Genomic DNA, 24,725 nt, shown 5'->3' with positions numbered 1-24,725 from the left:
CTTTATATATTCATGAAAGAAGTATTATTCATAGCTCCGGGGAATAAAAACAGCAAGGGGGGAATTGGTTTGTGTGTGAATAATTATTCGAAATACATCGACCCATTTAAATTGATTGTTACTCATCGCTTTCATTCCAAAGTGTTGAATACTATTTGGTTTCCTGTTTGCGTATTCGAATTGATACTTCGCTTGTTAACAGATTCTGAAATTAAGATCATTCATATTCACGGAGCATCGAAAGGCAGTTTTTATCGCAAATACATATTGTTTTCAGTCGTTCATAAATTGTTCAAAAAGAAGCTGATCTATCATATACATGGGGGTGGTTTTCGTGATTTTTATCTGGAGTCATCCTTTTTTATACAAAAAAGAGTTCGCTATGTAATTCAGTCGGCCGATGTAGTAATCTGTTTGTCTGAAAAATGGAAACATTTCTTTTCCAGTGCATTTCACCCAAAGCGACTGGTGATTTTGAATAATATGATTATTCCGCCTGAAAAGCCAAATGAGATTGTTTTAAATGGAAAACTTCAATTTCTTTTTCTGGGCTTAATAGGCGATAACAAGGGGATTTTTGATCTGCTAAAAACCATATCGAAAAACAGGGATGTTTTAGAAGATAAAATGATTTTGAAGATTGCTGGAAATGGGGAAACAGGCCGGTTAGAGAAAGCCATTTTAAATTGGAATTTGGAAGATATCGTGCAATTTGAAGGATGGGTGGATTCTGAGAAAAAAGACCAGTTATTGCGCTCATCGCACATTTTTATTCTGACATCCTATAAAGAAGGTTTGCCCTTGTCTATTTTAGAAGCAATGAGCTATTCCCTTCCAATAATATCGAGTCATGCAGGAGGTATTCCTGATTTAATACATAAATATAGGAATGGCATTCTGGTTGATGCAGGCAATCAGGAAGAGATTAAAAGTGCTATTCTAAAGTTAACCGACAATCAAAATCTAATTCAGATATACTCTGAAAGATCAGCAAAAGGAGTTGTTGATTTTTATCCGGACAGCGTTTTAAAAACTCTATTTTCAATCTATCATGAACTACAGAGGATTCAGGGATTACTTGTTAAGCAAAATTAAATTTGGTTCCCGTTTTACAAAGGAATTACACCGAATTACAGATTTATACTCAATTAGTGAGGCTCAATTATCAGATTTAAAAAACCAGGAATTTGTAAAGCAGTATCAAAATGCGTTCACCAATTCAAAGTTTTATCAAAACCTCTATCGGGAGCACGGATTGCATTTAAATTCAATTCAATCGACCGACGATTCTGAGCTAATCCCAATTATCACGAAAGAGGATATCCGTCATCGGGTTGATGAATTACTTACTTGTAAAAAGCTGTTTGTTTATACTGCTTATACAAGCGGAACAACCGGATCTCCATTAAAGCTTTATCGTGATTACGAATCAGTATGCAAAGAGTATTCCTACGGATATTATTATCAAATGTCGCACGGTTATCAGTTGGGCGACAAAGTGATTTCGATCAAAGGAGATTTGGATAAGAGTGAAATATGCAGATACGACCGTTCGTTAAATACGCTTCATTTGTCGAGCTATAATTTGAATGAGAAAAATATTAAGAAGTATTATCAGCTAATTAAAGATTTTGGACCTAAAGTCGTTAAGGCATATCCATCTTCCTTGCAAATTCTTTCAGTCGAATTGTACAAAGCAGGACTCAATTTGCAGATTCCATTGGCTTTTACCTCTTCTGAAGTATTACACAATTTTCAGAGAAGCATTATTGAAAAGATCTTGCACACAAAGATTTTCGACTGGTATGGAAATTCCGAGCAGACCATCTCATTGGGTCAGGTAAAGAAGGATTTGTATCAGGACATTCCTTTGTATGGTCATATAGAGGTTCGGGAAAAATGCATTATTACTACCGGTTTTATCAATAAGTCATTTCCCTTAATACGTTACAAAATTGATGATGTGATTAAGCTCAAGTGCGATAGTAGCTGTATTCGCTGTTGCACAAGCAGAATTTTAGGCCGGGATAATCAGTACGTTTTGTTAAAAAATGGTCAGCAAATTGGTCTTTTGGATCATGCATTTAATTTCAGCAATGTGAAGAACATTTTGGGAGCACAAATTGTTCAGAATGTACCGGGCGAAATTGATCTGAATATTATTCCTGATTACAATTTTACGGAGAATAATAAATCTGAATTAATTAAAAACTTAACTCAACTTTTGGGCGCCGGCTGCAAGATACATTACAAGGAAATAAGTGACAAACAAATAATTAGAACCGAATCAGGGAAATATAATTTGATGGTCTCAAACCTGCCTTCTCGGGATAAAGACCAGTTAATCAATGAAATTTTACAAGAGGCTTAAACTTTGAATATGAGTTATCGATTAATTAAAGATTTGATTGCCTATAAAATTAAGTTCGGAAGTGGTTTCGAGAAGGAGCTTCGTAAGATTATAACTTTAAGTAATTGCTCGGAGCAGGAGTTATTGGATTTAAAAGAGCAGGAGTTCATAAAGCAATTTCGGAATGCTTTTGAAAATTCAAAATTCTATAAAAACCTGTATCAGTCGCATGGAATAACAATTGATTCTGTTAAAACAATATCTGATGCCGGTAAACTACCTATTATTGATAAAACGATTGTTAAAAAAAATAGTTCGGATATTTTAACCAAGTCAAAGTTAACCGTTTTTAAAGCCTATTCGAGTGGAACAACGGGAACACCGCTTCAGGTATATCGGGATTTTTCATCCACAATAAAAGAGTATGCTTACGGCCATTTTTTCCAGCAAAAGCATGGTTATCATTTAGGCGATCCTGTTGTTTCTCTTCGAGGTGTATTGGATCGAAATACAGTTTCATATTTTGATAAAAGCAATAATGTATTGTACATCTCCAGCTTTCACTTAGGGGCAGATGAAATTGGCACGATTCATAAGATGATTACTGATTTTCAACCTAAAGTAATAAAGGCTTATCCCAGCTCAATGCACATATTCGCAACAGAGTTGTACAAAGCAAATTTGGAATTAAACATTCCACTGGCATTTACTTCTTCGGAAGTATTGCACGATTTTCAAAGAGAAATTGTCGAAAAAGTATTCAATACGAAAATATTCGATTGGTATGGAAATGCGGAACAAACAGTTGCCTTTGGTCAATTTGAAGATTCCTTTTATCATGAATTTCCTTTGTATTCACATACCGAATTTCAAGATAGTCACCTAATAACAACAGGCTTTATCAATAGTGCATTTCCATTGATTCGCTATAAGGTTGATGACATAATTCAATTGGTACCTACAAGCAATGGAAGTTGTGTGGTTCTGAAAATCGAAGGTCGCGACGATGATTATGTGATTTTGAAAGATGGACAACGTATTGGCCGTTTAGACTTGGCTTTTAAGAAAATAAATCAATTGTTAGCCGCTCAGATTATTCAAGAAAAGGCAGGAGAGATAAAAGTCAATTTGGTTCCCGATAAAGGATTTTCAAAAGTGGAATGCATGCAGATAGAACAAAATTTAAGGGCTTTGTTGGGATCTGGTTGCCTGATTAAATTTGAAAAGATTGAAACATGGGAATTGATAAGAAGCAGTAGAGGAAAATTTAATTTGGTTGTTTCAAAAATAGAAAAAAAATGACGCTGATTCAGAAACAGATGGTGATTGTTGGCGCAGGACCACAAGCCTTATTTTTAGTGCGGGAATACAGTCGAATTGGATATTCTGTAACTCTCATAGGGCGACGGAATGAAATTGCAATGTATTCGTGTTATGCTGTGAAAGTGCCTGTTACTACCGAAGAAGATTTGATTCAGGCATTAACTGATTTGGCCGCGAAGTCTCAACTATTGGATTGTATTGTGGCCAGTGGTTTTTATCTATCCTTTTTAATGAATCACTTCCCCAACTTTTTCACAATTTTCAATGTTTTCCCGAAAGATGTAGAGGCTTTAGCGGTATTTCTAAATAAATTAAATACCTACCAATTGGCTGAGGAGATTACTTGTAAATATCCAAAATCAATCCTTTTAAGTCAATTGGATGAGGATACGGATTACAAGAGCATTAAATTTCCACAAATAGTAAAATGGAATCAGGATATTTATTTATATCAAAACCCAAGCTTTAAAACCTGTTTGGTAAAAGATGTCAAAGAGCTAAAGAATTTGGTGCAGACTCTTATTGGACGGGAAAAAGAATCGCTTGTTATGCAGGAGTATTTGGGGACAGATTTACAAAACAATTTTTCCTTTGGAGCCTATTTCGATCAAGGAAAATTAGTTGCTGGCATTTGTGTAAATGAAGTTCGGCACTATCGTTCGGGAGTGTCTTCGGTAGTTGAAGAATATCGTGGTAAATACTCTCAACTCATAGAAGAAGAATCGGTTCAGTTAATTGGTAAAACATCATTTACCGGTTTTTTAGATGTTGAATTTAAAATCTTTAATGGTGAACCTTATCTTTTGGAGGTTAACCCGCGTCCATTTGGTTTTATCAAGATAATGAAACTGAAATATCCTGATTTAATCCCATTTATAGTAGGTGAATGCGCTGGCAATCGAAAAAACCCAAAACAGGTTCAGTGGATGAATATGTTGCGGGATATGGTTCTGGCTGTTAAAAATCCACTGAAAATAGTTCACATGTTTTCGGTCTTGTTAAATTTTAACAGCAGAACTTTTGATGTGTGGGACATTCGCGATTTAAAACCATTTTTTCAACAGGTGAAACGTTAAAGTTCATTGAGTAGACCTGAATAAACCCAAGAACAACCAGTATAGAGTCCATCTTGGGCTTGCAGAGCTCATTCTACGTGTTGTAGAGTCCATTTTGAGCTTGCAGAGCTCATTCTGCGTGTTGCAGAGTCTATTTTGATTACTAAAAGCAATCCACCTGAAAAATATATCTAACCAGCAATATCATTACAATTACATGATCTCTCTTTGTCTAACTCTTGATTACGAGCTGTTTGGTTCAGGTCGGGGTGATGTTTTTAAGCACATTATTGAGCCAACAGATAGACTGTTGGAAATCTGTAAACAGCACAGCATCAAACTGTCCATCTTTTTTGAAGTTGTAGAGTATTGGAAAATAAAAGAAGCCTATGAAAATGGAATCTCAATGGGGTATTCGTCGAATCCTGCTACTGCTATGAAAGAGCAAATAAAGAGAGCTTACAGCTTGGGGCACGATGTGCAATTGCATTTGCATCCTCAATGGATCGATGCAAAATATGAAAATAAGGAGTGGGTTTTGAATTTGGAATACTGGAGGTTGCCCGAGGTTCCCGATCTGGCAAATGAAACCATTAGCATGGGATTGTCGGAACTAATTGGAAAAGGAAAACAGACATTGGAGTCTATCCTTCAAGCAGAGAATCCCGATTATAAATGCAACATACTGCGAGCTGGCGGATACAATATCGATCCATCTGACCGATTGCTGAAGGTGCTTAAAGAACACTCTTTTATTGCTGACAGTTCGGTTTATTATGGCGGTAAGGCGGAAGGGAATTTATCGAGATATGATTATTCAGATATTTTGGAATCAAAGGCTTATTGGTACGCTTCCAATACTTCCCTTGTAAGTGCAAATGGAGCGGGTAGCGGATTTTTAGAACTTCCAATTTATGCCAGAAAAATGAAGCGTTTTTTGAAATACGATGCGGTGAGAATTCGCTCGGCAATGCAAAACAAAGCCAATTCGATCGAAAAGTTCAAGAACAATAGCGTCAAAAAATCGAAGTGGGAAACAATTCAGTTTTTATGGAAGAAGGAGGCATTAACATGGGATTTTTGCTTGTTCTCAAAAGGGAAAATGCGAAGCTTCTTAAAATCTGCCAATAAACTTCAGAAGCAATCTGCTTATTTATTTCATCCCTTTATTTTGGTTGGCCATCCAAAAGATTTTTATTACCCGGATGCTTTGCTCTATCTAATTCAGCAGGCCGAAAAAGGTGAAATCACATTCTTGACTTTAAGTGAAATGCTTGTAAAAATAAAGCAACAGTAAGTGAACTTGGAGTCAACGCTGTCAGGAGCTTCGCACTCTGACAGGTTAAATCAGTATTCATGCGTGACTAGACGCTAATGTTTAGTTTACTACTATCTAACCATCTATCGTTTTAAAAATATGTATAAAGCAAGTTTTGAGAAACTTAGAGCCTATATCGAAAGTCAGGAATACAAAGGATGGGATCCATACGATGGTTTAAATTCTAAATTATTTCAGTCCATTCCTTTTGCGAAAAACAGCAGGTTAATGCGATTGATTTGGATTCAGGCATTTAAAAAAAGTTCAGTGAATTTCCGGGGTCTTGCTAGAGTTGAAAAAGATTACAATCCAAAAGGTCTTGGTTTATTTTTGAGTGGATATTGTAAGCTCTATCAATTTGATCGAACACAGGAAGTAAGATCCCGGATTCACTTTTTAAGCGAAAAATTATTGGAAATGCAATCCAAAGGTTGGTCGGGCCCATGTTGGGGATACAATTTCGATTGGCAGGCACGAGCCTTTTTTCAACCCAAAGGCACACCATCGGTCGTGGTAACCACTTACGTGGGATCAGCACTATTAGATGCATACGAAATACTTGGAGATAAGAATTTACTGGAGACTGCCTTACGAATTAAAGATTTCATATTGAAAGATTTGAATCGGACCTACGATGAGAATAAAGATTTCTGTTTCTCCTATTCTCCATTGGATATTACTCAGGTTTTTAATGCGTCTCTTTTAGGCAGTAGAATGTTGTCACGAATATATCATTACACACAGGATGAGGAGGTGCTGAATTGCGCGAAGAAATCTGTTCAGTATTGTATCAATCATCAGAATTCCGATGGATCCTGGGCGTATGGAACATTACCCTATCATCGGTGGATTGATAATTTTCATACCGGCTTTAATCTGGAAGCGCTCTCAACATACCGTATGTATGCGAAAGATTCGTCTTTCGATAAACAAATTCAATTAGGATTGGATTATTACCTGGCGACTTTTTTCGCCGATGACGGAACACCAAAATATTATAACAATTCGGTTTATCCGATTGATATTCATTGTCCGGCTCAATTACCAATTACACTTAGCAGCTTACATGTGTTGGAAGAAAATCAGGAATTGGTCGATCGGGTTTTAAAATGGACAATCAACAATCTTCAGGATCAATATGGTTACTTCTATTTCCAATCGGGGAAACGCAGTACCAATAAGATTCCTTACATCCGATGGGCGCAAGCCTGGATGTTTCTGTCTTTATCAAATTATTTAGTTGAAACCTTAAAAATACCGGAACATGAGAAAGAGAATTACAATAATGAACTCGCCGGTTGACGTCTTGACGATGAAGGAAACTCTTCATTTGATCGGCGATTCGATTAGGGATAAAAAGCCAATTCAACACATCGTTGTAAATGCAGCCAAATTGGTGCACATGCAATCCGATACAGAGCTCTTTAAGTCAGTGGTAGCAAGCGATATTATTAATGCCGATGGCATGGCTGTTGTTTGGGCTTCTGAACTATTAGGCAACCCTTTGCCCGAAAGAGTTTCGGGGGTTGATTTAATGCAGGAGTTGGTCATTATGGCTGCTGAAAAACAGTACAAAATATTTTTCTTCGGAGGTAAAGAAGAGGTGGTTTCCGAAGTAGTCCGAAAGTACACATCAGTTTTTGGTGAAGAAATTATCGCAGGCTACAGAAATGGCTATTTTAACAAAGAGCAGGAAGGGGATATTGCCGATCAAATTGCCGAGTCGAAGGCAGATATTTTATTTGTAGCCATCAGTTCACCAACCAAAGAGATTTTTCTGAACAATTACAAAGAACAGCTTAAAGTGCCCTTTATAATGGGCGTTGGCGGTTCTTTTGATGTGGTTGCCGGAAAAGTGAAACGAGCTCCCGTGTGGATGCAAAACTCAGGCTTGGAATGGTTTTATCGATTTTTGCAAGAACCTGGCCGAATGTGGAAGAGATACTTAACAACCAATTCGTTATTCCTCTACTACATATTCAAAGAACGAATTCAAAAATTTTTCAAATAAACTCACTCTCCATTTTTACTGAAGTACAAGCTTGCCTCTCAGTTAATAAATTTTATTCAACTCAACTCAGAATACAGATAGCCGTTGACCAACCATCAACATCTAAGAAACTAGCTGCAGTCTGATTCTATTTCACTTTAAAACCTTACAACCATGATTAAAGGAAGAGAACAAACTCTTGCGCGTTTAAGTACGCTCATGCAAGTCGGTTTATCACTAGGCTGTTATTGGCTGGTTACCTGGGCGGTAGCGACCTATTTAAAGCCCCTAAATATTGATATTCACGATAACAATACAATTTATCTACTGATTATTGCCATTTGGTATACTCTTATAAAGGAGCTAAATCTCGGGAAAATGCTTCGGGTGAAAACCTACTCCGAATTGTTTGCTGAATATTTTGCTCTTGTTGTAATCAGTTCGGGATTACTTCACTTGGGAAGCTTATTCTTAACCGAATCGGTTCCCACTTTAATTCTAGCCCTGTTTGCCTGCTTGAACTTATTCATGCTCTTTGGCTTTCGCATGTTAAGCTATCGCATTTTTAAGATGTTGAGAGGGAAAGGGTACAATACCAGAAATGTATTAATTGTTGCCGATGATGAGTCTTATCTGCATTTTATCGATCGAATGCTATTTATACGCGATTGGGGATATCATGTTTGGGCCATCATGTCGGATGGAAAACACATTAAAACCAAATATGAATCACACGTTCGTGTGCTGCATGAACATTTTCAGCTAAGCGAAATTATAGATGCCAATGTGGTTGATGAGGTCATTTACTGCAAAGGGAAATTCGATAATGATGAGGTTCGTGCTCTGATTTATGCTTGCTCCGAGGTAGGAGTTACATTTCGTGTTTATTCCGAATTGCTAAGTGTTGTTAGTCAGAGATCTCACCTCACTTATTTTAAGGAACTGCCTTTCTTAACTTTCGCCAACCACACCAAGAATTACTTTGCTCTTAAGGTAAAGGAACTGCTCGATTTCTTGTTTTCATCTGCCATTGTGATTTTTATTTCTCCTGTACTGTTGGCAATAGCAGTGGCTATAAAAATTGAAGATGGTGGCTCCATTTTTTTCCGACAAAGAAGGGTTGGTTTGAACGGAAGAATTTTCGATTGTCTGAAGTTCAGAACAATGGTCGAGAATGCTGAAGCTCTAAGAGTGAAACTTGAAAATTTGAACGAGCAATCGGGGCCGGTGTTCAAAATTAAAAATGACCCCAGAGTAACCCGCGTCGGACGATTCCTTCGAAAAACTTCTTTGGATGAGTTGCCTCAATTCTTTAATGTTTTAAAGGGGGAAATGTCGGTCGTAGGACCTCGTCCGCCGATTCCTTCTGAAGTTCAGCAGTATCAACGTTGGCAACGCCGGCGATTAAGTATGAAACCAGGAATTACATGTATTTGGCAAGTGTCTGGCCGCAACAATATTCCTTTCGAGGAATGGATGAAACTGGACATGTTGTACATCGATACCTGGTCGTTAAAACTGGATCTAATATTATTTCTCAGCACCATTAAAGTTGTGTTCACGGGTGAAGGGCAATAAGTAGTAAACAGTTTTCAGTTATCAGTAACCACTTATTTGTGATCCGCTGTGTAGGAATTTAAATAGCAGATAAGTGGGTAAGATTAATTATTTACTAGTATCAAAACCAAGACCATGAAAAAGAAATATTTACTTCTAATGAGCCTCGTTCTTGTAATGAGTATCATTTCCTGTCGATCAAAAAAAGATTTAGTTTACCTGCAAGATACCGAAGCTGAGGTATTGCCGGCTGAATTTACGACAAGTGTTCCCGAATATCGGATAAAAACAAACGACAACCTCTTTGTGAGTATTAAATCCTTAAATCCAGAGGTGAATCAATTGTACAATCCTGCCCAAAGCATTGGCGGATCGGGAGGAGTACAGCAATTATACAGTCAGCAATCCGATCAGTATTTGAATGGTTATCAGGTAGATTCAAATGGGAATATTTCATTGCCTATTCTTGGTAATGTTGCAATTGCAGGGCTAAGTCAGGCCGAAGCCCAAGCTAAGGTTCAGGAAAGGGCCGACGAATACTTAAAAGATGCCAGCGTTAAGGTAAAACTCTTGAATTACAAGGTTAGTGTTATGGGAGAGGTTGCTGCTCCCGGTGTTTACTACAATTATAACAGCAGCCTAACCGTACTGGAGGCCATTAGCATGGCGAATGGAATTACTGAATATGCCAAAATTGATCGTGTTCTGGTTATGCGGACTTCTGAGAAACAAAGTGAAACATTTCGTTTGGATTTAACAAAGAAAGACTTTCTGAAATCGAAGGCCTTTTTTCTGCAACCCAACGATGTTGTTTATGTGGAGCCTCATAAAATTAAAAATACGAATATGAATTCGGCCGTTTACAGTTTATTGCTATCGACAGTATCTACGGCAGTATTGATAACAAGTTTAATATTAACGAACTAATAAGCCATATCGCTTGGTGATTATTCTAACACAAAATTTATTTCAATGAAACATGTAGATGAAGTAATGGATTATTTTGATCAAAAAGATAGTCCGGATGTGAAGGAATTTCTTTTTCGGTTGTTGTCGCAATGGAAGATGTTTGCGGTATGCGGAGCCTTGGGTATTTTATTGGCTTATTTTATTAGTAAGTATTCCAATCCTGTTTACATGATGAGAAGTTCTCTTTTAATTCATGTTGATGCAGATGAATCCAGTGCACAAAGTATGTTTGAAGGCTACAAAATTCAAGACAAAGCAAACATACAGAACCATGTAGAAATTCTTAAATCATATACGATTAACCGGAAAGCAATGAGAAACTTGGGTTGGAATCAAGCCTGGTATAAAAAGCAGTTGTTTTCCGATAGAGGTTTATATAGACATGAACCATTTGAAGTTCAGCAGTTGGACGGGGGTAATATTACCAACTTACCGATTTCAATTGTTCAGATTGATCAGAAAACTTATCGAATTAAAGTAGATGGGAAAGTGGATTATAAGGGGGCTGAAGTGCATGTTAAATTCGAAGCAACAGCCTATTTCGATCGGGAATTTAAGAACAAATACTTTCACTTTTTAATTAAGACGAAACAACAGAAAATTAATAAGGAGGAACACAATTATTTCGTTTTCAATAATTTAGATGGGCTTACTCTCGATTATATGGAAAGTATGACAATAAGTGTGGCTGAGAAAAAGGCGGAGTTGATACAGCTTCGAATTGATAATTCAGAACCGGAAAGAGGAGTAGATTATTTAAATGAATTGAATTGGGTTTTTATTCAATTTGGTTTGATCGAAAAAAATAAGAAATCTGAAAGTACGGTACGCTTTATCGATTCTCAGTTAGAGGGAATTGTCGATTCTCTTCAAATGGCAGGTCAAAGTGTTACCAATTTCAGATCGAAAAATCGAATTGTTGATTTGGGGCAAGAAGCCGGTGTAATAGTTGCAAAAGTGGGCGAGTTGGAAAGTTTGCTATCAAGAGCTCAAATTTCTTTGGATTACTATAAAAATTTGTTGCGGAATTTAGGTGATGCAAACCAAATGAAACAAGTAATAGCTCCTTCCATAACCGGCGTTACAGATCCTTCATTAGACGCATTAGTGGCTAAATTGACCGATTTGTACGGAAAGCGGGAAGTACTTTCTTATAGTGTTCAGGAGAAAAATCCGAGTATGGTAATTCTGAATAAGGAAATTCAGTTAATTCAACAAAGTTTAAAGGAGAATCTTCAAAGTACGGTGGCCAATTCTCGAATTGAAGTACAGAGTTTAAATGCCAGAATGGAGGACGTTAAAGAGCAATTGGCCCGAATGCCAAAGCATGAGCAAAAACTGGTTAGTATGAAAAGGAATTTCGATCTAAACAACGAACTTTATACTTTTCTACTGAAAAAACGTGCAGAAGCAGCCATTGCCAAAGCATCTAATGTGTCCGATTCACAAATAATTGATCCGGCAAGATTGGCAACGATTGTTAAAATTAAACCCAAAACAGCAATTAATTTATTAATAGGTATGTTTCTGGGGATTGGTCTTCCTTTTTTAATTATTATTCTAAAAGAATTCTTTAATGATAATATCCAGAATAAGGAAGAATTGATGAAGAGAACTCAGCTTCCTGTTTTAGGAACTATTGCCCACAATAAATACAGCGAAGCAGTTCCCGTATTTCATCATTCCCGATCGGCTCTAGCTGAGTCATTTAGGACCTTACGTACAAATTTGAACTACGTTCTACCCAATAATCCGACTAAAATAATCGGAATTCATTCAACGGTTCCCGAAGAAGGAAAATCCTTCGCAACTGTTAATTTGGCTACTATTGTCGCCATGAATAATAAGAGGGTTTTATTGATTGGAGCTGATTTACGAAAGCCAAAAATAGAAGTTGCTTTCGATTTGGATAATAAGCTTGGCCTAAGCACGTATTTGATCAGTTATAGCAATTGCGACGAGATTATTCAGGAAACACACATTGAGAATCTTTATTGCGTAACCTCAGGACCCGTTCCTCCAAATCCTGCTGAACTATTGGAAAATGGTAGGTTTGAAAAGTTTTTAAGTGAGGTGAAAGGGAAATACGATTACATTTTTATCGATAATGCTCCTCTTTCCATGGTAACAGATGGTATCATTACAGGAAGATTTGCAGATGCAAATCTATTTGTTCTTCGGCAAGGTTTCAGTCATCGTTCACAAATTGATTTTGTGAACCAGTTGGCTGTAAAGGGAACTTTAAGGAATGTTTCATTGGTATTAAATGATGTAGCAATGAATGGCTATCAAGGCAAGTCTTCAATGAACTCTAGCGGTAACGGTTATTACTACGAAGACACGCCGCCGGGGGTTGTTCGACGATTGTGGGGAAAGGTTTCGAGTAATTAACATAGAAAATATAAATGGTCTGAATAGCAATTCAGACCATTTTTGTTGTTAATCATTGAGAAAGAATAAAATAATTCTATATTTTTATATCAGCTTGACACTTAATTATTCCCTTTATGATTATTGCAGTAGATTTTGATGGCACAATCGTACAACACAAATATCCTGAGATTGGAAGTGAGATTCCTTTTGCTATTGAAAGTTTGATCGCTTTACAAAAGGAAGGTCATCAAATTATTTTATGGACTTATAGAACAGGAGGAATGCTATTCGAGGCAGTCGATTATTGCGAAAAAAGAGGTCTGGAGTTCTATTGCGTGAACAGCAATTACCCCGAAGAAGAATTTGATGACACAATTAGCCGTAAAATTTATGCCGATTTATACATCGATGATCGCAATTTTGGTGGATTACCGGAATGGGAAGATATCTTCGGAAGTATTTCCACACAAAATTTAGTTCCGGATAAAGAATCCAAAACTAAACAGATGTTCATTCGTTTTATCGATAAAGTTTTTGGTGATTAAATGTATTTCTTAATACGCAACCTCAATTTTAACTTTCTTCTTTTTAATGAGTTCGTTTTTAAGTTTACGAGCTAGTTTTTCACCCATTCCTCTTTTTACGGCAACGAAGGAGGAGTGATCGAGAACATCAATCTTTCCAATTTCATCTTTCCTCAAATTTGCAATCTTACAAAAGAATCCAACCAAGTCAATTTTATTGATTTTCTCTTTTCGGCCAAGGCAAATGTAAAGAGTTTCCCATTCTGGTTCTGCAGGCAATGGTTTATCATCAGTCAATTCAAGAATTTCAATGTCTTCAGGAATAAATTCAGGAGGTGTTTCGTCCTTAGCAAGTACCAAATACGAAGTTCCTGCGGCATTCATTCTGGCTGTTCGCCCATTTCTATGTGTAAATGCTTCTTCTACTCTTGGTAGTTGGTAGTGAATTACATTTTCAATTTCAGGAATATCCAATCCTCTTGATGCAAGATCGGTAACAATTAGTAGGTTATGACTTCCATTTCTGAATTTTAGAAGAGCTCTCTCTCGATCATCCTGTTCCAATCCACCATGAAATACATCGCACTGAATGCCTTCATTTAAAAAATGCTTGCCAATACGTTCTACTGCATCACGGTGATTACAGAATACCAAGCTTGGCTGATTTCCTAAATGACAAACCAATTGAAAAAGAGTCGCTAATTTGTCTTTGTCTTCTGAGATAACTTTCTTTTGAGCCAAAGCAATCGGCTTTGCATTGGGAATAAAGTCCAATTCGATGAGTGAATTTAGTCTTGCGAAATCCGGAATGTCGATATTATTTGTGGCAGAGGTTAATATCTTTTTAATTTTAGAAGGCAGAGCGAGTGTAACTTCTTTCATCTCTTTTTGGAATCCCAATTCAAGAGACTTATCAAACTCGTCCAATATCAGAGTTTTGATATTTCTACAATCAAAATTGCCTCTTCGAATATGATCTGCAATTCTTCCTGGAGTACCAATAAGCACTGCAGGAGGTGTTTTTAAATTGTTTTTTTCGGTTGACATTGGATGTCCGCCATAACAACAGTTCACCTTAAAATTAGTCCCCATGCTTTTAAAAACACCCTCTATTTGCAAAGAAAGTTCTCTAGCGGGAGTTAAAATTAGTGTCTGAACGGCATTTACTTCAGGATCTAACTCTGCAAGCATTGGTAATAAAAAAGCCAGTGTTTTTCCTGATCCTGTTGGGGATACCAAAAGCAGATCGCTATTTTTTGTATAGGCTTTTGCGCATTCCTCTTGCATCTCATTCAAATTCTGAATCGATAGCTTCTCTAAAATCTTTTTATTATCAATATTTTTTGCTTGCATGGCGCAAAGATAACAAAAACTAGATTACAGAAAGTTAGTGATCTCAAATAGTTGAAAATTCTTACAATTAAATCAGCTTTTGATTGCGTAAGGAGAACAAACAATAGGTTTCCCACACTTATTTTTGCAATGTTTGAAACAAAAATAAGCTACCTAAAGATATATCGCGAAGGAATTTATCCAATTGAAGGGGTCAGTTTATCTGGAGAAATTGTGTGTTTAAGTGTAGACTCCCAGAAGCAGTTTTGCGAGGAATGATTACTCGGTAATTTTGCCCGATGGAGCTTATCTAATTCGCATTATTGGCAATAATGATTATTTGCATGAGGAATTATTTCTAAATCAGAATTGTGAGCCATTTTTTTCAACATGATAGTGAGTTTCGGGATTTTTATTCAAGACTGAAAAGTTGTAGGTTTGTGAAATAAATTACATTACCTCAGACTTGTTGTTATGCAAGGAAAAAAGCTACTCTCTTTCTACCAGAAACAAAAAAAAATAACTGAACTGAAAAGTCTTCTCCCGGAAGTTTTTGTTGGAGAACAATTGGATATTCAGAAGCTTAAACTTTATCTGGAAGCCGATCAGTTTCAAGATGAATTGAATTACGGACTGAGCTGGTTTGGGAAAGATACGTCCCTGCAACAGGCAAATGAAAAAACAACCGATAAATTGGTTTTCGATAAGGCGAAATCGCTTCGGCCAAATAAAACTAAAAATCTGTTTGTCGAAGGAGATAATTTGGATGCTTTGCGCTTGCTGCAGAAAGATTATGTGGGTAAAATTAAATTGATTTATGTCGATCCTCCCTACAATACGGGGAATGATTTTGGTTACAATGATCGTTTTAAAATTCGCTCGAATCAGTACTTGGAATTTTTAAATGGTTCCGGAATTAACCGGGTTGATTCTTTCCTGAAAAATCAGATTGAGAGCGGCGAAGTACACACCAATTGGCTGAACATGATTTATCCAAGATTGGTTTTATCGAGGCAACTTTTAACTGATAATGGTGCAATTGCCATATCTATTGACGAGAGTGAGAAACCCAATATGCAACTGGTTTGTAATGAGATTTTTGGAGAAGAGAATTTTGTGGGCTGTTTCATCTGGGTAAATCGATCAAACTCAAGTGCCTCCAGCAATTCATTTGCTGCAAATCACGAATATATTTTAATTTACGCTAAAGATTCCAAGGAAATAAAGTTGAAGGGAGAGCCTAAGGATTTATCGAATTATTCGAATCCTGATCATGATTTAAATGGAGATTGGATTCCTGATAATCCATCGGCCGCAAGTGGCAATTCTAATTCGCGTTTTACAATTACAAATCCATATACTCAGGAAGAATATTTACCCCCACAGGGTCGGTATTGGGCTTTTTCGGAACAACGTGTTCGCGAATGGTTTGATTCTGGGAAATTGATCTTTCCCAAAGACAAAGGCAAACGGTTTTTATTGAAAAAATATAAATCGGAGCTGAAAAGTATTTACAATCCGATTTCTTCCATTATCACAGATATTCCAACGAGCAAAGGAACCCGGGAATTGAAGGAATTATATCCGGAAGGAAACCCGTTTAAATATCCCAAGCCAACAGCTTTATTGGTTAAAATATTTGAGCAATTAAGCGATGAGGAAGATTTGATTTTAGATCTTTTTGCTGGATCAGCATCTGCTGTTCATGCTGTTTTCAAATTAGACGAAATGCAATCATCTAACCGACGTTTTATCTGTGTTCAGAATACCGAAGCTGTAAAGGAGGATTCGGATGCTTTTCGAATGGGTTTTTCAGCTATATCGGATCTTACAAAAGATAGAATTGTGAGAGCTGGAAAAATATTTCACAGACTTGATACCGGCTTTAAATTTTATCGGATTGAGAAAACGATTTGAAAATTGTATCACTTATTTTAGATACATGCGCAGTCTTTTACGGGTTGTAAATCAGGTGTTTATTTAATGTTTTCTTTTTTCTGATCAAAATTCTAAAAATACATTGAAAAACCAATTTAGTTTTTCTATTTTCGAAATAGATTAAGCAGATATGCAACAGCCATGTTTGTAGAGATTTAAATACTTAAGACAACAACAATATAACAAAACGACAACGACAATGACAAAAATGAGGGCTCTTGTAAAATCCAAAGCCGAAAAGGGTTTGTGGATGGAAGAAGTCGATGTTCCTAAAGTAGGAGTTAACGATGTTCTTGTAAAAATTAGAAAAACCGCTATTTGTGGTACCGATTTGCATATTTATAAATGGGATGAGTGGGCGCAAAATACCATTAAACCAGGTATGATCATTGGTCACGAATATGTTGGCGAGGTTACTGAAATGGGAGCTGGGGTTACTGGCTTTAAAATTGGTGATCGTGTTACAGGTGAAGGTCATATTGCTTGTGGACATTGCCGAAACTGTAGGCGTGGACGTAAGCATGTGTGTGAACACACCGTTGGTATTGGTGTAAATATAGATGGTATTTTTGCAGAATATGCTGCCATTCCTTCATCAAACTTGATGAAAATGAGTGATGAGATTAGTGATGAGCTTTTGGCGATCATGGATCCATTCGGAAATGCAACACATACCACTCTTTCGTGGCAGATAATTGGAGAAGATGTATTGGTTACAGGTGCAGGTTTAATTGGAAGCATGTGTGTCGCAATTGCAAAGTTTGCAGGAGCTCGCTACGTAGTGGCAACAGAAACCAATCCGTACAGAATTGAGCTGGCTAAAAAAATGGGAGCCGATCGTGTCGTTAATCCGTTGACCGAGAGCCTTGATGATGCCATTAAGGATTTGGGTATGATTGGATTTGATATTGGACTGGAATGTTCAGGTGCACCAGCAGCTTTTAGTGATATGGTTTCTCATATGTACAATTCTGGTAAGATTTCTCTTTTGGGTATTTTGCCTGCGCAAACAAAAGTAAACTGGAACGATATCATTTTTAAAGGACTTCAGTTAAAAGGAATATACGGTCGTGAAATGTACGAAACATGGTACCAAATGGAACAAATGTTGATGAGTGGTTTGGACTTATCACCAATGATTTCTCATCGCTTTAAGGCGGATGAATTCCAAAAAGGATTCGATATCATGGAAGAAGGAAATTGTGGAAAAGTGATTCTCGATTGGGAATAAATTTTTCTCTAAAATATAATGTAAAGCTCAGGTATTGCCTGAGCTTTTTTTTTGCTTATAGGGTGCAGAGCACTATAGAATTTAAAGAAGCTCTGTTAATAAAACAAAAAAATGTTTGTACGTAAAGATGTGCTGCACTATACTATTGTAGGAGGATTTGCTAATAAAATAAAAGTCGCATGTGCCTAAAGATGACGAGCACCGAGATATTTGAAGAAAGGTTTGCTAATAAAATAAAAGTCGCCTTAATCAGTTAATATTTCCTTTGGTCTGTAAATATTGCCCTTCTCTGCAGCTTGATTGTATCCATTAAGGATAACATAAGCTATTTATATGGTTTTCTCGACTTGTTAAATCCATAAAGGAATTCTATTTTTAGAATCCAAAACCGAAAAGGAATAATCTTAAGATATAATTAAAGATAGAAGTATGAGTAGTGAAAAAGAGAAAACGATAAAGGAGAAATTTTCAAAAGCCTTTTGGGTAGCCAACTCGGTTGAGCTATTGGAAAGAGCTGCATATTATGGCGTATTCATAGTAATAACCATTTATTTATCAAGAATATTAAGCTTTACGGATGTTGAAGCCGCCTTGATTTCCGGATTATTTGCAGGTGGATTATACTTGTTGCCAACATTTAGCGGTGCCTTAGCTGATAAAATGGGTTTTAAAAATGCATTATTACTGGCATTCTCTCTTTTGAGTTTGGGTTACGCAGGATTGGCCATTTTCCCCACCTTATTGGAATCGGCAGGATTGGTTGAATATTCCAAAATCACCGTATTTACAGGATTAGAGACTAGTTCTCATAAATGGTTCATTATTCCAATTGTCATACTAATAATGATTGGTGGATCTTTTATTAAATCAGTTATAACAGGAACAGTAGCCAAGGAAACAACTGTAGCCAATCGTGCAAGAGGGTTTTCGATCTTTTATACCATGGTGAACATAGGTGCTTTTTCGGGAAAAACCATTGTGAAACCATTGCGTGAAGCAATGGGGAATGAGGGCTTAATTACCTTAAATTATTTCTCAGCAGGAGCAACTTTGCTTGGATTAGTAGCTGTTTACTTCTTCTATAAAAGTTCTAGCAGTGAAGGTGAAGGCAAGAGCATGTCGGAAATTTGGGCGGCTTTACTAAAAGTACTTACCAATGGTCGATTGGTTGCTTTAATTCTGATTGTTACAGGATTTTGGATGGTACAACATCAATTGTATGCTACCATGCCGAAATATGTGTTGCGCATGGCAGGAGAGGGAGCATCTCCATCTTGGTATGCCAACGTGAATCCTTTGATTGTTTTTCTTTTTGTGGGACTAATTACTCAGTTGATGCGAAAGAAAACCGCTCTGTTTTCCATGACGGTTGGTATGTTCATAATGCCTGTGTCGGCTTTATGTATGGCCTCAGGAAATTTATTGGATGTTGAATCTATTAATTTAGGCCTTTTTAGTTTGCATCCGGTTGCTTTTATGATGATTATTGGTATTGTGTTCCAAGGATTTGCAGAATCATTTATTTCACCACGGTTTTTAGAGTATTTCTCCTTGCAAGCGCCCAAGGGTGAAGAAGGAATGTATTTGGGATTTAGTCATTTACACTCATTTATTTCCTCTATTATAGGATTCGGATTGTCAGGATATTTATTGTCTAAATACTGCCCGGATCCAAAACTATTTGCAAATCATGCCGAATGGGAACTTGCTTCTGCTCATGCTCATTACATTTGGTACTATTTTGTTGCTATTGCTACAACTTCAGCTATCGCCCTTATCGTTTACGGACGAATTACCAGAAAATTAGATGCTCAAAATGAATTAGCAGCCTAATATCTTACGATGATAAAATATTGAACCACCTTTTAAAGGGTGGTTTTTTTATGCTCGAAATCGCCAAATTCTATGTATTTTAAAGCAGAATCATTAGAAAGCTCGAAAATTATGAAACAGGAATTTTATCGCATACCCATATTTTCAATTCACAAACCAATAAAAGAAGCTGTAACAGTAAGCTTTCAAATTCCAGATGAGTTGTTGTCTATTTTTAAGTTTGATCCGGGACAACACCTTTGTTTTCGCTTTGTTGTAAATGACAAGGAAGAATTAAGAATGTATTCGTTACACAATTCTCTCTACGAAAAAGGATTGTATCAGGTAAGTGTAAAAATTCAGAAAGATGGTTTGGTCTCGAATCATGTTGCAAACAATTTAAATGTTGGAGATATCCTCGAAATATCCAAGCCGCAAGGCGATTTTATGCTAAGTCCGAATTCGAAAGTTGCTAAGACTTATTATTTTTTTGCGGCTGGTAGTGGCATCACTCCAATTTACTCCATGCTAAAATCGATACTATTGGCAGAACCAAAAAGTAAGGTTTTTTTGCTTTATGGGAACAGAAATTTGCCTGAAATTTTGTTTCATGAGGAGTTGTTGGAATGGCAGGCTAAATTTCCAGATCAATTGAGAATTACGCAAACTCTTTCAAAACGATTCCTGGATTTCTCGTTGGCTCCTTGGAATGGGAAACGAGGTCGAATTGATGAGGATATGGTGGAAGCCTTTATACTCGAAAATCCATCAACAACACAAATTTCAGAATATTATATTTGCGGGCCAGATGGAATGAATCAAATGATTGAGAATACGCTGATTGATAAGGGGATTCCAACAAAAAATATTCATTTTGAATATTTTTCGGCTCAAGAAATTGATTACGAAGAAGGATTAAAATCGGAGAAGAATGCAACAATAGAAGCAAGCATTAGGTCTGAATACTTTCAGGTACAATTAGCTGAAGACGAAACCATATTGGAAGGCCTGATACGAATTGGTGCACCCGCTCCGTATTTTTGTAAGAGCGGTATATGTGGAACCTGCAAAGCGCACTTAATCGAAGGAGAAGTGCAGATGAAAACATCCATGGCCTTGAGTGCTGAAGAGGTGAAGAACAACATGATACTAGCCTGCCAATCACTAGCTAAAACACCCAAGGTGAAAATTGAATTCGAATAATAAGGGGGAAGCTTACTCTTTAGCCAGTTGCGATGCCTCCTGCAATAACTGTTCTGTAACTTCAGCAATATTGTATAGAATAACAAATTTTTGGCGCTCAGTACCTCTTTCCAATTCTGTAATTTTATGTCCTAAATCATCAATGAATTTTGTAAGACTTTGTGTCGAATCACAGGCTTCTAGCTTTTGCATACTGGTAACCGCTTTGCTAAGTTCCTTTTCGATATTGTGAAACATTTCCCACTGATCATCACTAATGTAATTTTTAATGCCCCGATGCGCTCCTAAGGCTGATAAATAGGAAAGTAATGCGTGGTTGAGGTAAGTTAGTGAAAAGGCATGTTTCTGAAATTTCTGATGTCGTTTAGGCTCCAATTTCATTCCTCTCCACGACAACGCAAGAGCATTATCGGCCTGATTTGCACGATGCCTTGCAACTCGATAATCCAAATCATCCTCATTCGATTCTTTGTATTCGAGTAATATAGAACTGAAGTAGTTTCGGTTTTTTTCCAGTGCCGATGAAAGTAAGCCTGGCAAATGCTTGTATTGCCAATCGGGCCACATGAAACGGACTACAATAATAGCAAGAAGTGCTCCTATCAATGTGTCCATTACTCTTGCTTCCATAACAACAACGCCTCTTCCTGCAATTAAATTAAAGGCAGCTATTACTAAAATGGTAACAAACACCACCGATATTGCATAGTTTTTTCGTAGCCACACAAAAAATGCATAAGCTGCTACGAGCAATAAAAGTACTTGCCCGGCAATGGTTGGTAGAATTTGCACAATTAGCACACCGGCAACCACTCCACTTAAGGTGCCAATAATTCTTTGAAACAATCGCTGTCGTGTTTCGCTGTAACTTGGCTGACAAACAAATAAACTGGTTAGTAAAATCCAGTATCCTTTTTCGAGATCGAAAGTCAGAATAAGAATGTACCCAATTATAAAACAGGTGCTCAATCGAATGGCGTATCTAAATCGCGGATGTGACCAGCTCAATTGTTCTCTTAGCTTTTGCCGTATGCTTTTGGGATCTCTATCTACCTTCGGAAGCAGTCCTGAATGCAGATTGTAATTCATGTTTTGCAATGAAAAATGAGATTGAGTAAGATTCTGAAGTAATAAGCTAAGATTAGTGCTTTTTGCCGTTGAATTTTGCTTTTTGATTTTATCCTTCAAGGCCGAAATAGTCCACTTTAGCGAAATCGAATGATGATAAGTTGTGCCCATCAGCAAGCTTTTCGAAACTTCGTGGCAAGCAAGAGATAACTGCAATAGTAATTGCCCCAATCCTTCCAGAATTTCGATATTATCAGGTTCGTCACTTAACAAATCGTATCGTTCATGGCTCGAAGAGGCTCTCTCGTGCAAACTTTGCAACAATACAAATTGATGCAGGTAGGGGCGCAGAACATTGTGATCATCCAGAACATCGGAGTAGGAGTTCAAAACATTTTTAGATCTCTCCAATGAATTAATAAATTGAATGTTTAAAGTTGCCAGCCGACCACGTATTTTTTCCTGAGATTTTGCATCACTTGGGAAAAGTCTGGCTTTTTCCTTCATGTATAGGGAAAGATCTTCAAATCCCTGGGCCAATTGCTCTTCAATTAGTCTGTTTGGACGAAGAATAAGTAATATAAGAGATAAAATTCCGTAACACAAGGCACCTGCAGGTAATAGCATTGGCTGCCAATACCAGTCTGGCGAAATACTGGCTCCCAGCATGGTGTAAATACCAACAAGTAAAGCCCCAAATGTAACCCCACGGTATCGTTCACTCAATCCGCCTACAACAATAAATGTAATGGTAGAACCAATTAATCCAATGCCAAATAGAATCGGATGAGGTAACAGCAATTCAACCGATAAGCTCGAAATGATGAAGCTAATAATAGTAATTGCCAGTGCTTTTACACGTCCTTTGGGATGATCATCGGTTTCGGAAAGAGCACCTGCCAGGGCACCCAAAGCAAGAGTTACGCCCATAAACGCAGAACCGTTAACAACAAATGGAATTAATAGAAGACTCATGGCTATTGCTGCTTTAATCGCGAGTAATCTATTCGGATACCTCCATAAATTCTTAATCATGAATTCATACCATCCTTTTCCCTGAAATCTGTCAAGCGTCGATTTGTTCCTCATTTATAATCCTGTTTTGAAAACACAAAGATAACAGAAGCAAATAAGTATTCTGCCCGATCGTGTTAATTTAGTCTTACGATTTAGGAATAGTCGTTTAGGGAAATGAATCAACTTGGTTTATTTTCTTCTAGTGAAAAAAAGAGCTTGCTCACAAACTGAAGTCGTAGAAATCATTTGATTGGAAAAAGTAAACAATAAGTTATGATCTATCAGTAGAAACAAAATCCTTTGTTTTTATAAACATACAGCAAGTAAGGAAAATGATATACATTTGCACTTCAATTGAATTGTTAGTTAACGTATTCAATAGAAATTAACTACATCTTTTCAAGATAAATAGTGTTATCTCATGAAAGAAGAGCAATCGTCTAAAAAGTTTCAATCGAACAATGTGATCCTTGTTGCAGCATCACACATGTTGCATGATATTTATTCTTCATTTCTGGCTCCACTGAGACCTTTGCTGATAGAAAAATTTGGAGTGACTTTGGCAATGGCGTCACTATGGGATTTGATCATGCGCATTCCATGGTTTTTGAATCCGATTATTGGAATAATTGCAGAAAGAACAGCTGCACGATATTTTATAATCGTTACCCCGGCAATTACTGCAATAGCAATGAGCCTATTGGGTTTGGCTCCTTCCTTCGCGATTATCTCGATATTACTCTTTACAATGGGAATAAGTAGTGCCGTGTTTCATGTGCCTGCACCAACAATGGTAAAACGATTGTCTGGTAAGCTTACCGGACGAGGAATGAGCTATTATATGTTTGGAGGAGAATTGGCCAGAACTGCAGGACCTTTAATCATTACAGCTTCGGTTTCGTATTGGGGATTGGAAGGGACATGGAGATTGATCCCCTTTGGTTTAATTGCATCATTTATTCTATTCTTAAAACTTAAAAACATAAAAATCTCCGATGAAATTAAAACTAAAAAGGCGGAGAAAAAATATGTATTGTCAACACTAAAAAAATACCTGCCATTTTTCCTTGTGCTTATCGGAATCACCCTATTCAGGGCCGTCATGAAATCGGGATTGTCTGCATTTCTGCCTACTTTTTATTATTCCGAAAGAGGAGAGAGCCTTTGGTTTGCCAATTCGGCTTTGGCTGTTTTTCAACTTGCAGGGGCTTTGGGAACAATTTTGGCGGGAAGTATTTCAGATCGAATCGGGCGAAGAAACACATTGTTGATTGCAAGTATAATGTCGCCTATTATGATGTTCTTGTTCATTAATTCAGTAGGCTGGCTCTCGTTTGTATTTTTAGTGTTATTGGGCTTTTTTATTTTTGCCCCTGGACCTGTATTAATAGCATTGGTGCAGGATCGATCGAAAGAGTTCCCCGTATTTATGAACAGTATTTATATGACTGTGAGTTTTATTACCGCTGCCTTGGCAGTGTTTTTTGCCGGATTAATGGGGGATTGGATCGGGCTCGAAAAAACATATCTTATTTCTTCTGTTTTGTCCTTAGGAGCAATCCCTTTTGTGTTGTGGTTAAATAAGAAATAATATTTTTTTATCTAAAAGCTCAGGCTATTTCCAATAATACCTCCAATGTGGTTCTTATCCCCTTGAGCGGTTTG

Annotated in this window: 18 protein-coding genes; 16 read left to right on the top strand and 2 right to left on the bottom strand. The window is 37.1% G+C overall.

The genetic code is table 11. The annotated features are described in order from the left end of the window. Positions 1-12 precede the first annotated feature (12 nt). From ALGA_RS02515 to ALGA_RS02465, 11 genes are all read left to right on the top strand, one after another. Positions 13-1,095, top strand: coding sequence for a glycosyltransferase family 4 protein (locus ALGA_RS02515; protein WP_096427803.1), 1,083 nt, complete (start codon positions 13-15; stop codon positions 1,093-1,095). Then, positions 1,052-2,371 (top strand): phenylacetate--CoA ligase family protein, encoded by a 1,320-nt coding sequence (locus ALGA_RS02510; RefSeq protein WP_096427802.1) that lies wholly within the window; start codon positions 1,052-1,054, stop codon positions 2,369-2,371. Before ALGA_RS02515 ends, ALGA_RS02510 begins: the two co-directional genes overlap by 44 nt. Positions 2,372-2,380: 9 nt before the next feature. After that, complete coding sequence (locus ALGA_RS02505) at positions 2,381-3,652, top strand: phenylacetate--CoA ligase family protein (RefSeq protein WP_096427801.1); 1,272 nt, start codon at positions 2,381-2,383, stop codon at positions 3,650-3,652. Continuing rightward, positions 3,649-4,749, top strand: coding sequence for a hypothetical protein (locus ALGA_RS02500; protein WP_096427800.1), 1,101 nt, complete (start codon positions 3,649-3,651; stop codon positions 4,747-4,749). The genes ALGA_RS02505 and ALGA_RS02500 overlap by 4 nt, the downstream gene beginning before the upstream one ends. Before the next feature lie 196 nt (positions 4,750-4,945). Further along, the gene (locus ALGA_RS02495) at positions 4,946-6,025 is read left to right on the top strand and encodes a polysaccharide deacetylase family protein (RefSeq protein WP_096427799.1); all 1,080 of its coding nucleotides are present in this window, start codon (positions 4,946-4,948) and stop codon (positions 6,023-6,025) included. A 120-nt stretch (positions 6,026-6,145) separates the two neighbouring features. Next, positions 6,146-7,348 carry a delta-aminolevulinic acid dehydratase gene (locus ALGA_RS02490; RefSeq protein WP_096427798.1) on the top strand — a complete coding sequence of 401 codons (1,203 nt, stop codon included), beginning with the start codon at positions 6,146-6,148 and terminating at the stop codon, positions 7,346-7,348. Continuing rightward, entirely contained in the window at positions 7,311-8,057 is a 747-nt protein-coding gene (locus ALGA_RS02485; protein ID WP_096427797.1) for a WecB/TagA/CpsF family glycosyltransferase, read from the top strand. Before ALGA_RS02490 ends, ALGA_RS02485 begins: the two co-directional genes overlap by 38 nt. A 153-nt stretch (positions 8,058-8,210) precedes the next feature. Next, a complete protein-coding gene (locus tag ALGA_RS02480; RefSeq protein ID WP_096427796.1) occupies positions 8,211-9,614 on the top strand; it encodes a sugar transferase in 1,404 nt (467 codons plus the stop codon). A 114-nt stretch (positions 9,615-9,728) separates the two neighbouring features. Continuing rightward, the gene (locus ALGA_RS02475) at positions 9,729-10,520 is read left to right on the top strand and encodes a polysaccharide biosynthesis/export family protein (protein WP_096427795.1); all 792 of its coding nucleotides are present in this window, start codon (positions 9,729-9,731) and stop codon (positions 10,518-10,520) included. Between the two features lie 45 nt (positions 10,521-10,565). Further along, on the top strand, positions 10,566-12,953 hold the full coding sequence (locus tag ALGA_RS02470; RefSeq protein WP_096427794.1) for a GumC family protein: 2,388 nt from the start codon (positions 10,566-10,568) through the stop codon (positions 12,951-12,953). Positions 12,954-13,069: 116 nt separating this feature from the next. Then, positions 13,070-13,480: a BT0820 family HAD-type phosphatase gene (locus ALGA_RS02465; RefSeq protein ID WP_188115969.1), complete on the top strand. Its 411-nt coding sequence runs from the start codon at positions 13,070-13,072 to the stop codon at positions 13,478-13,480. Positions 13,481-13,489: 9 nt separating this feature from the next. Here the strand turns inward: ALGA_RS02465 and ALGA_RS02460 are convergent, their stop codons facing one another. Beyond that, entirely contained in the window at positions 13,490-14,812 is a 1,323-nt protein-coding gene (locus ALGA_RS02460) for a DEAD/DEAH box helicase (protein WP_096427793.1), read from the bottom strand. A gap of 453 nt (positions 14,813-15,265) precedes the next feature. Here ALGA_RS02460 and ALGA_RS02455 point away from each other — a divergent pair, with 453 nt between their 5' ends. The 4 genes from ALGA_RS02455 to ALGA_RS02440 all read left to right on the top strand — a co-directional run bounded on the left by ALGA_RS02455 (position 15,266) and on the right by ALGA_RS02440 (position 20,975). Then, on the top strand, positions 15,266-16,708 hold the full coding sequence (locus tag ALGA_RS02455; RefSeq protein WP_096427792.1) for a site-specific DNA-methyltransferase: 1,443 nt from the start codon (positions 15,266-15,268) through the stop codon (positions 16,706-16,708). 220 nt (positions 16,709-16,928) lie between these two features. After that, positions 16,929-17,960 carry an L-threonine 3-dehydrogenase gene (gene tdh, locus ALGA_RS02450; RefSeq protein WP_231706034.1) on the top strand — a complete coding sequence of 344 codons (1,032 nt, stop codon included), beginning with the start codon at positions 16,929-16,931 and terminating at the stop codon, positions 17,958-17,960. Between the two features lie 429 nt (positions 17,961-18,389). Continuing rightward, the gene (locus ALGA_RS02445) at positions 18,390-19,793 is read left to right on the top strand and encodes an MFS transporter (protein WP_096427791.1); all 1,404 of its coding nucleotides are present in this window, start codon (positions 18,390-18,392) and stop codon (positions 19,791-19,793) included. A gap of 111 nt (positions 19,794-19,904) precedes the next feature. Continuing rightward, positions 19,905-20,975 carry a 2Fe-2S iron-sulfur cluster-binding protein gene (locus ALGA_RS02440; protein ID WP_162845372.1) on the top strand — a complete coding sequence of 357 codons (1,071 nt, stop codon included), beginning with the start codon at positions 19,905-19,907 and terminating at the stop codon, positions 20,973-20,975. A gap of 12 nt (positions 20,976-20,987) precedes the next feature. Here the strand turns inward: ALGA_RS02440 and yccS are convergent, their stop codons facing one another. After that, on the bottom strand, positions 20,988-23,132 hold the full coding sequence (gene yccS, locus ALGA_RS02435; protein WP_231706032.1) for a YccS family putative transporter: 2,145 nt from the start codon (positions 23,130-23,132) through the stop codon (positions 20,988-20,990). Between the two features lie 349 nt (positions 23,133-23,481). Between yccS and ALGA_RS02430 the strand changes: the two genes are divergently transcribed. Then, a complete protein-coding gene (locus ALGA_RS02430; RefSeq protein ID WP_096427789.1) occupies positions 23,482-24,651 on the top strand; it encodes an MFS transporter in 1,170 nt (389 codons plus the stop codon). Positions 24,652-24,725: the final 74 nt, after the last annotated feature.

This window comes from Labilibaculum antarcticum, from assembly GCF_002356295.1.
In the GTDB taxonomy this organism is placed as follows: Bacteria; Bacteroidota; Bacteroidia; order Bacteroidales; family Marinifilaceae; genus Labilibaculum; species Labilibaculum antarcticum.
Note: the sequence above shows the minus strand (reverse complement) of the source record. Positions and strands in the feature narration are given on the sequence as shown.

Excerpts from the sequence above, each read along its gene's own strand:
- ALGA_RS02515 (WP_096427803.1), top strand. The coding sequence starts at position 13 with ATGAAAGAAGTATTATTCATAGCTCCGGGGAATAAAAACAGCAAGGGG.
- ALGA_RS02475 (WP_096427795.1), top strand. The coding sequence starts at position 9,729 with ATGAAAAAGAAATATTTACTTCTAATGAGCCTCGTTCTTGTAATGAGT.
- yccS (WP_231706032.1), bottom strand. The coding sequence starts at position 23,132 with ATGAGGAACAAATCGACGCTTGACAGATTTCAGGGAAAAGGATGGTAT.
- tdh (WP_231706034.1), top strand. The coding sequence starts at position 16,929 with ATGACAAAAATGAGGGCTCTTGTAAAATCCAAAGCCGAAAAGGGTTTG.
- ALGA_RS02490 (WP_096427798.1), top strand. The coding sequence starts at position 6,146 with ATGTATAAAGCAAGTTTTGAGAAACTTAGAGCCTATATCGAAAGTCAG.
- ALGA_RS02445 (WP_096427791.1), top strand. The coding sequence starts at position 18,390 with ATGAGTAGTGAAAAAGAGAAAACGATAAAGGAGAAATTTTCAAAAGCC.
- ALGA_RS02505 (WP_096427801.1), top strand. The coding sequence starts at position 2,381 with ATGAGTTATCGATTAATTAAAGATTTGATTGCCTATAAAATTAAGTTC.
- ALGA_RS02460 (WP_096427793.1), bottom strand. The coding sequence starts at position 14,812 with ATGCAAGCAAAAAATATTGATAATAAAAAGATTTTAGAGAAGCTATCG.
- ALGA_RS02510 (WP_096427802.1), top strand. The coding sequence starts at position 1,052 with ATGAACTACAGAGGATTCAGGGATTACTTGTTAAGCAAAATTAAATTT.
- ALGA_RS02465 (WP_188115969.1), top strand. The coding sequence starts at position 13,070 with ATGATTATTGCAGTAGATTTTGATGGCACAATCGTACAACACAAATAT.
- ALGA_RS02470 (WP_096427794.1), top strand. The coding sequence starts at position 10,566 with ATGAAACATGTAGATGAAGTAATGGATTATTTTGATCAAAAAGATAGT.
- ALGA_RS02440 (WP_162845372.1), top strand. The coding sequence starts at position 19,905 with ATGAAACAGGAATTTTATCGCATACCCATATTTTCAATTCACAAACCA.
- ALGA_RS02430 (WP_096427789.1), top strand. The coding sequence starts at position 23,482 with ATGAAAGAAGAGCAATCGTCTAAAAAGTTTCAATCGAACAATGTGATC.
- ALGA_RS02485 (WP_096427797.1), top strand. The coding sequence starts at position 7,311 with ATGAGAAAGAGAATTACAATAATGAACTCGCCGGTTGACGTCTTGACG.
- ALGA_RS02500 (WP_096427800.1), top strand. The coding sequence starts at position 3,649 with ATGACGCTGATTCAGAAACAGATGGTGATTGTTGGCGCAGGACCACAA.
- ALGA_RS02495 (WP_096427799.1), top strand. The coding sequence starts at position 4,946 with ATGATCTCTCTTTGTCTAACTCTTGATTACGAGCTGTTTGGTTCAGGT.
- ALGA_RS02480 (WP_096427796.1), top strand. The coding sequence starts at position 8,211 with ATGATTAAAGGAAGAGAACAAACTCTTGCGCGTTTAAGTACGCTCATG.
- ALGA_RS02455 (WP_096427792.1), top strand. The coding sequence starts at position 15,266 with ATGCAAGGAAAAAAGCTACTCTCTTTCTACCAGAAACAAAAAAAAATA.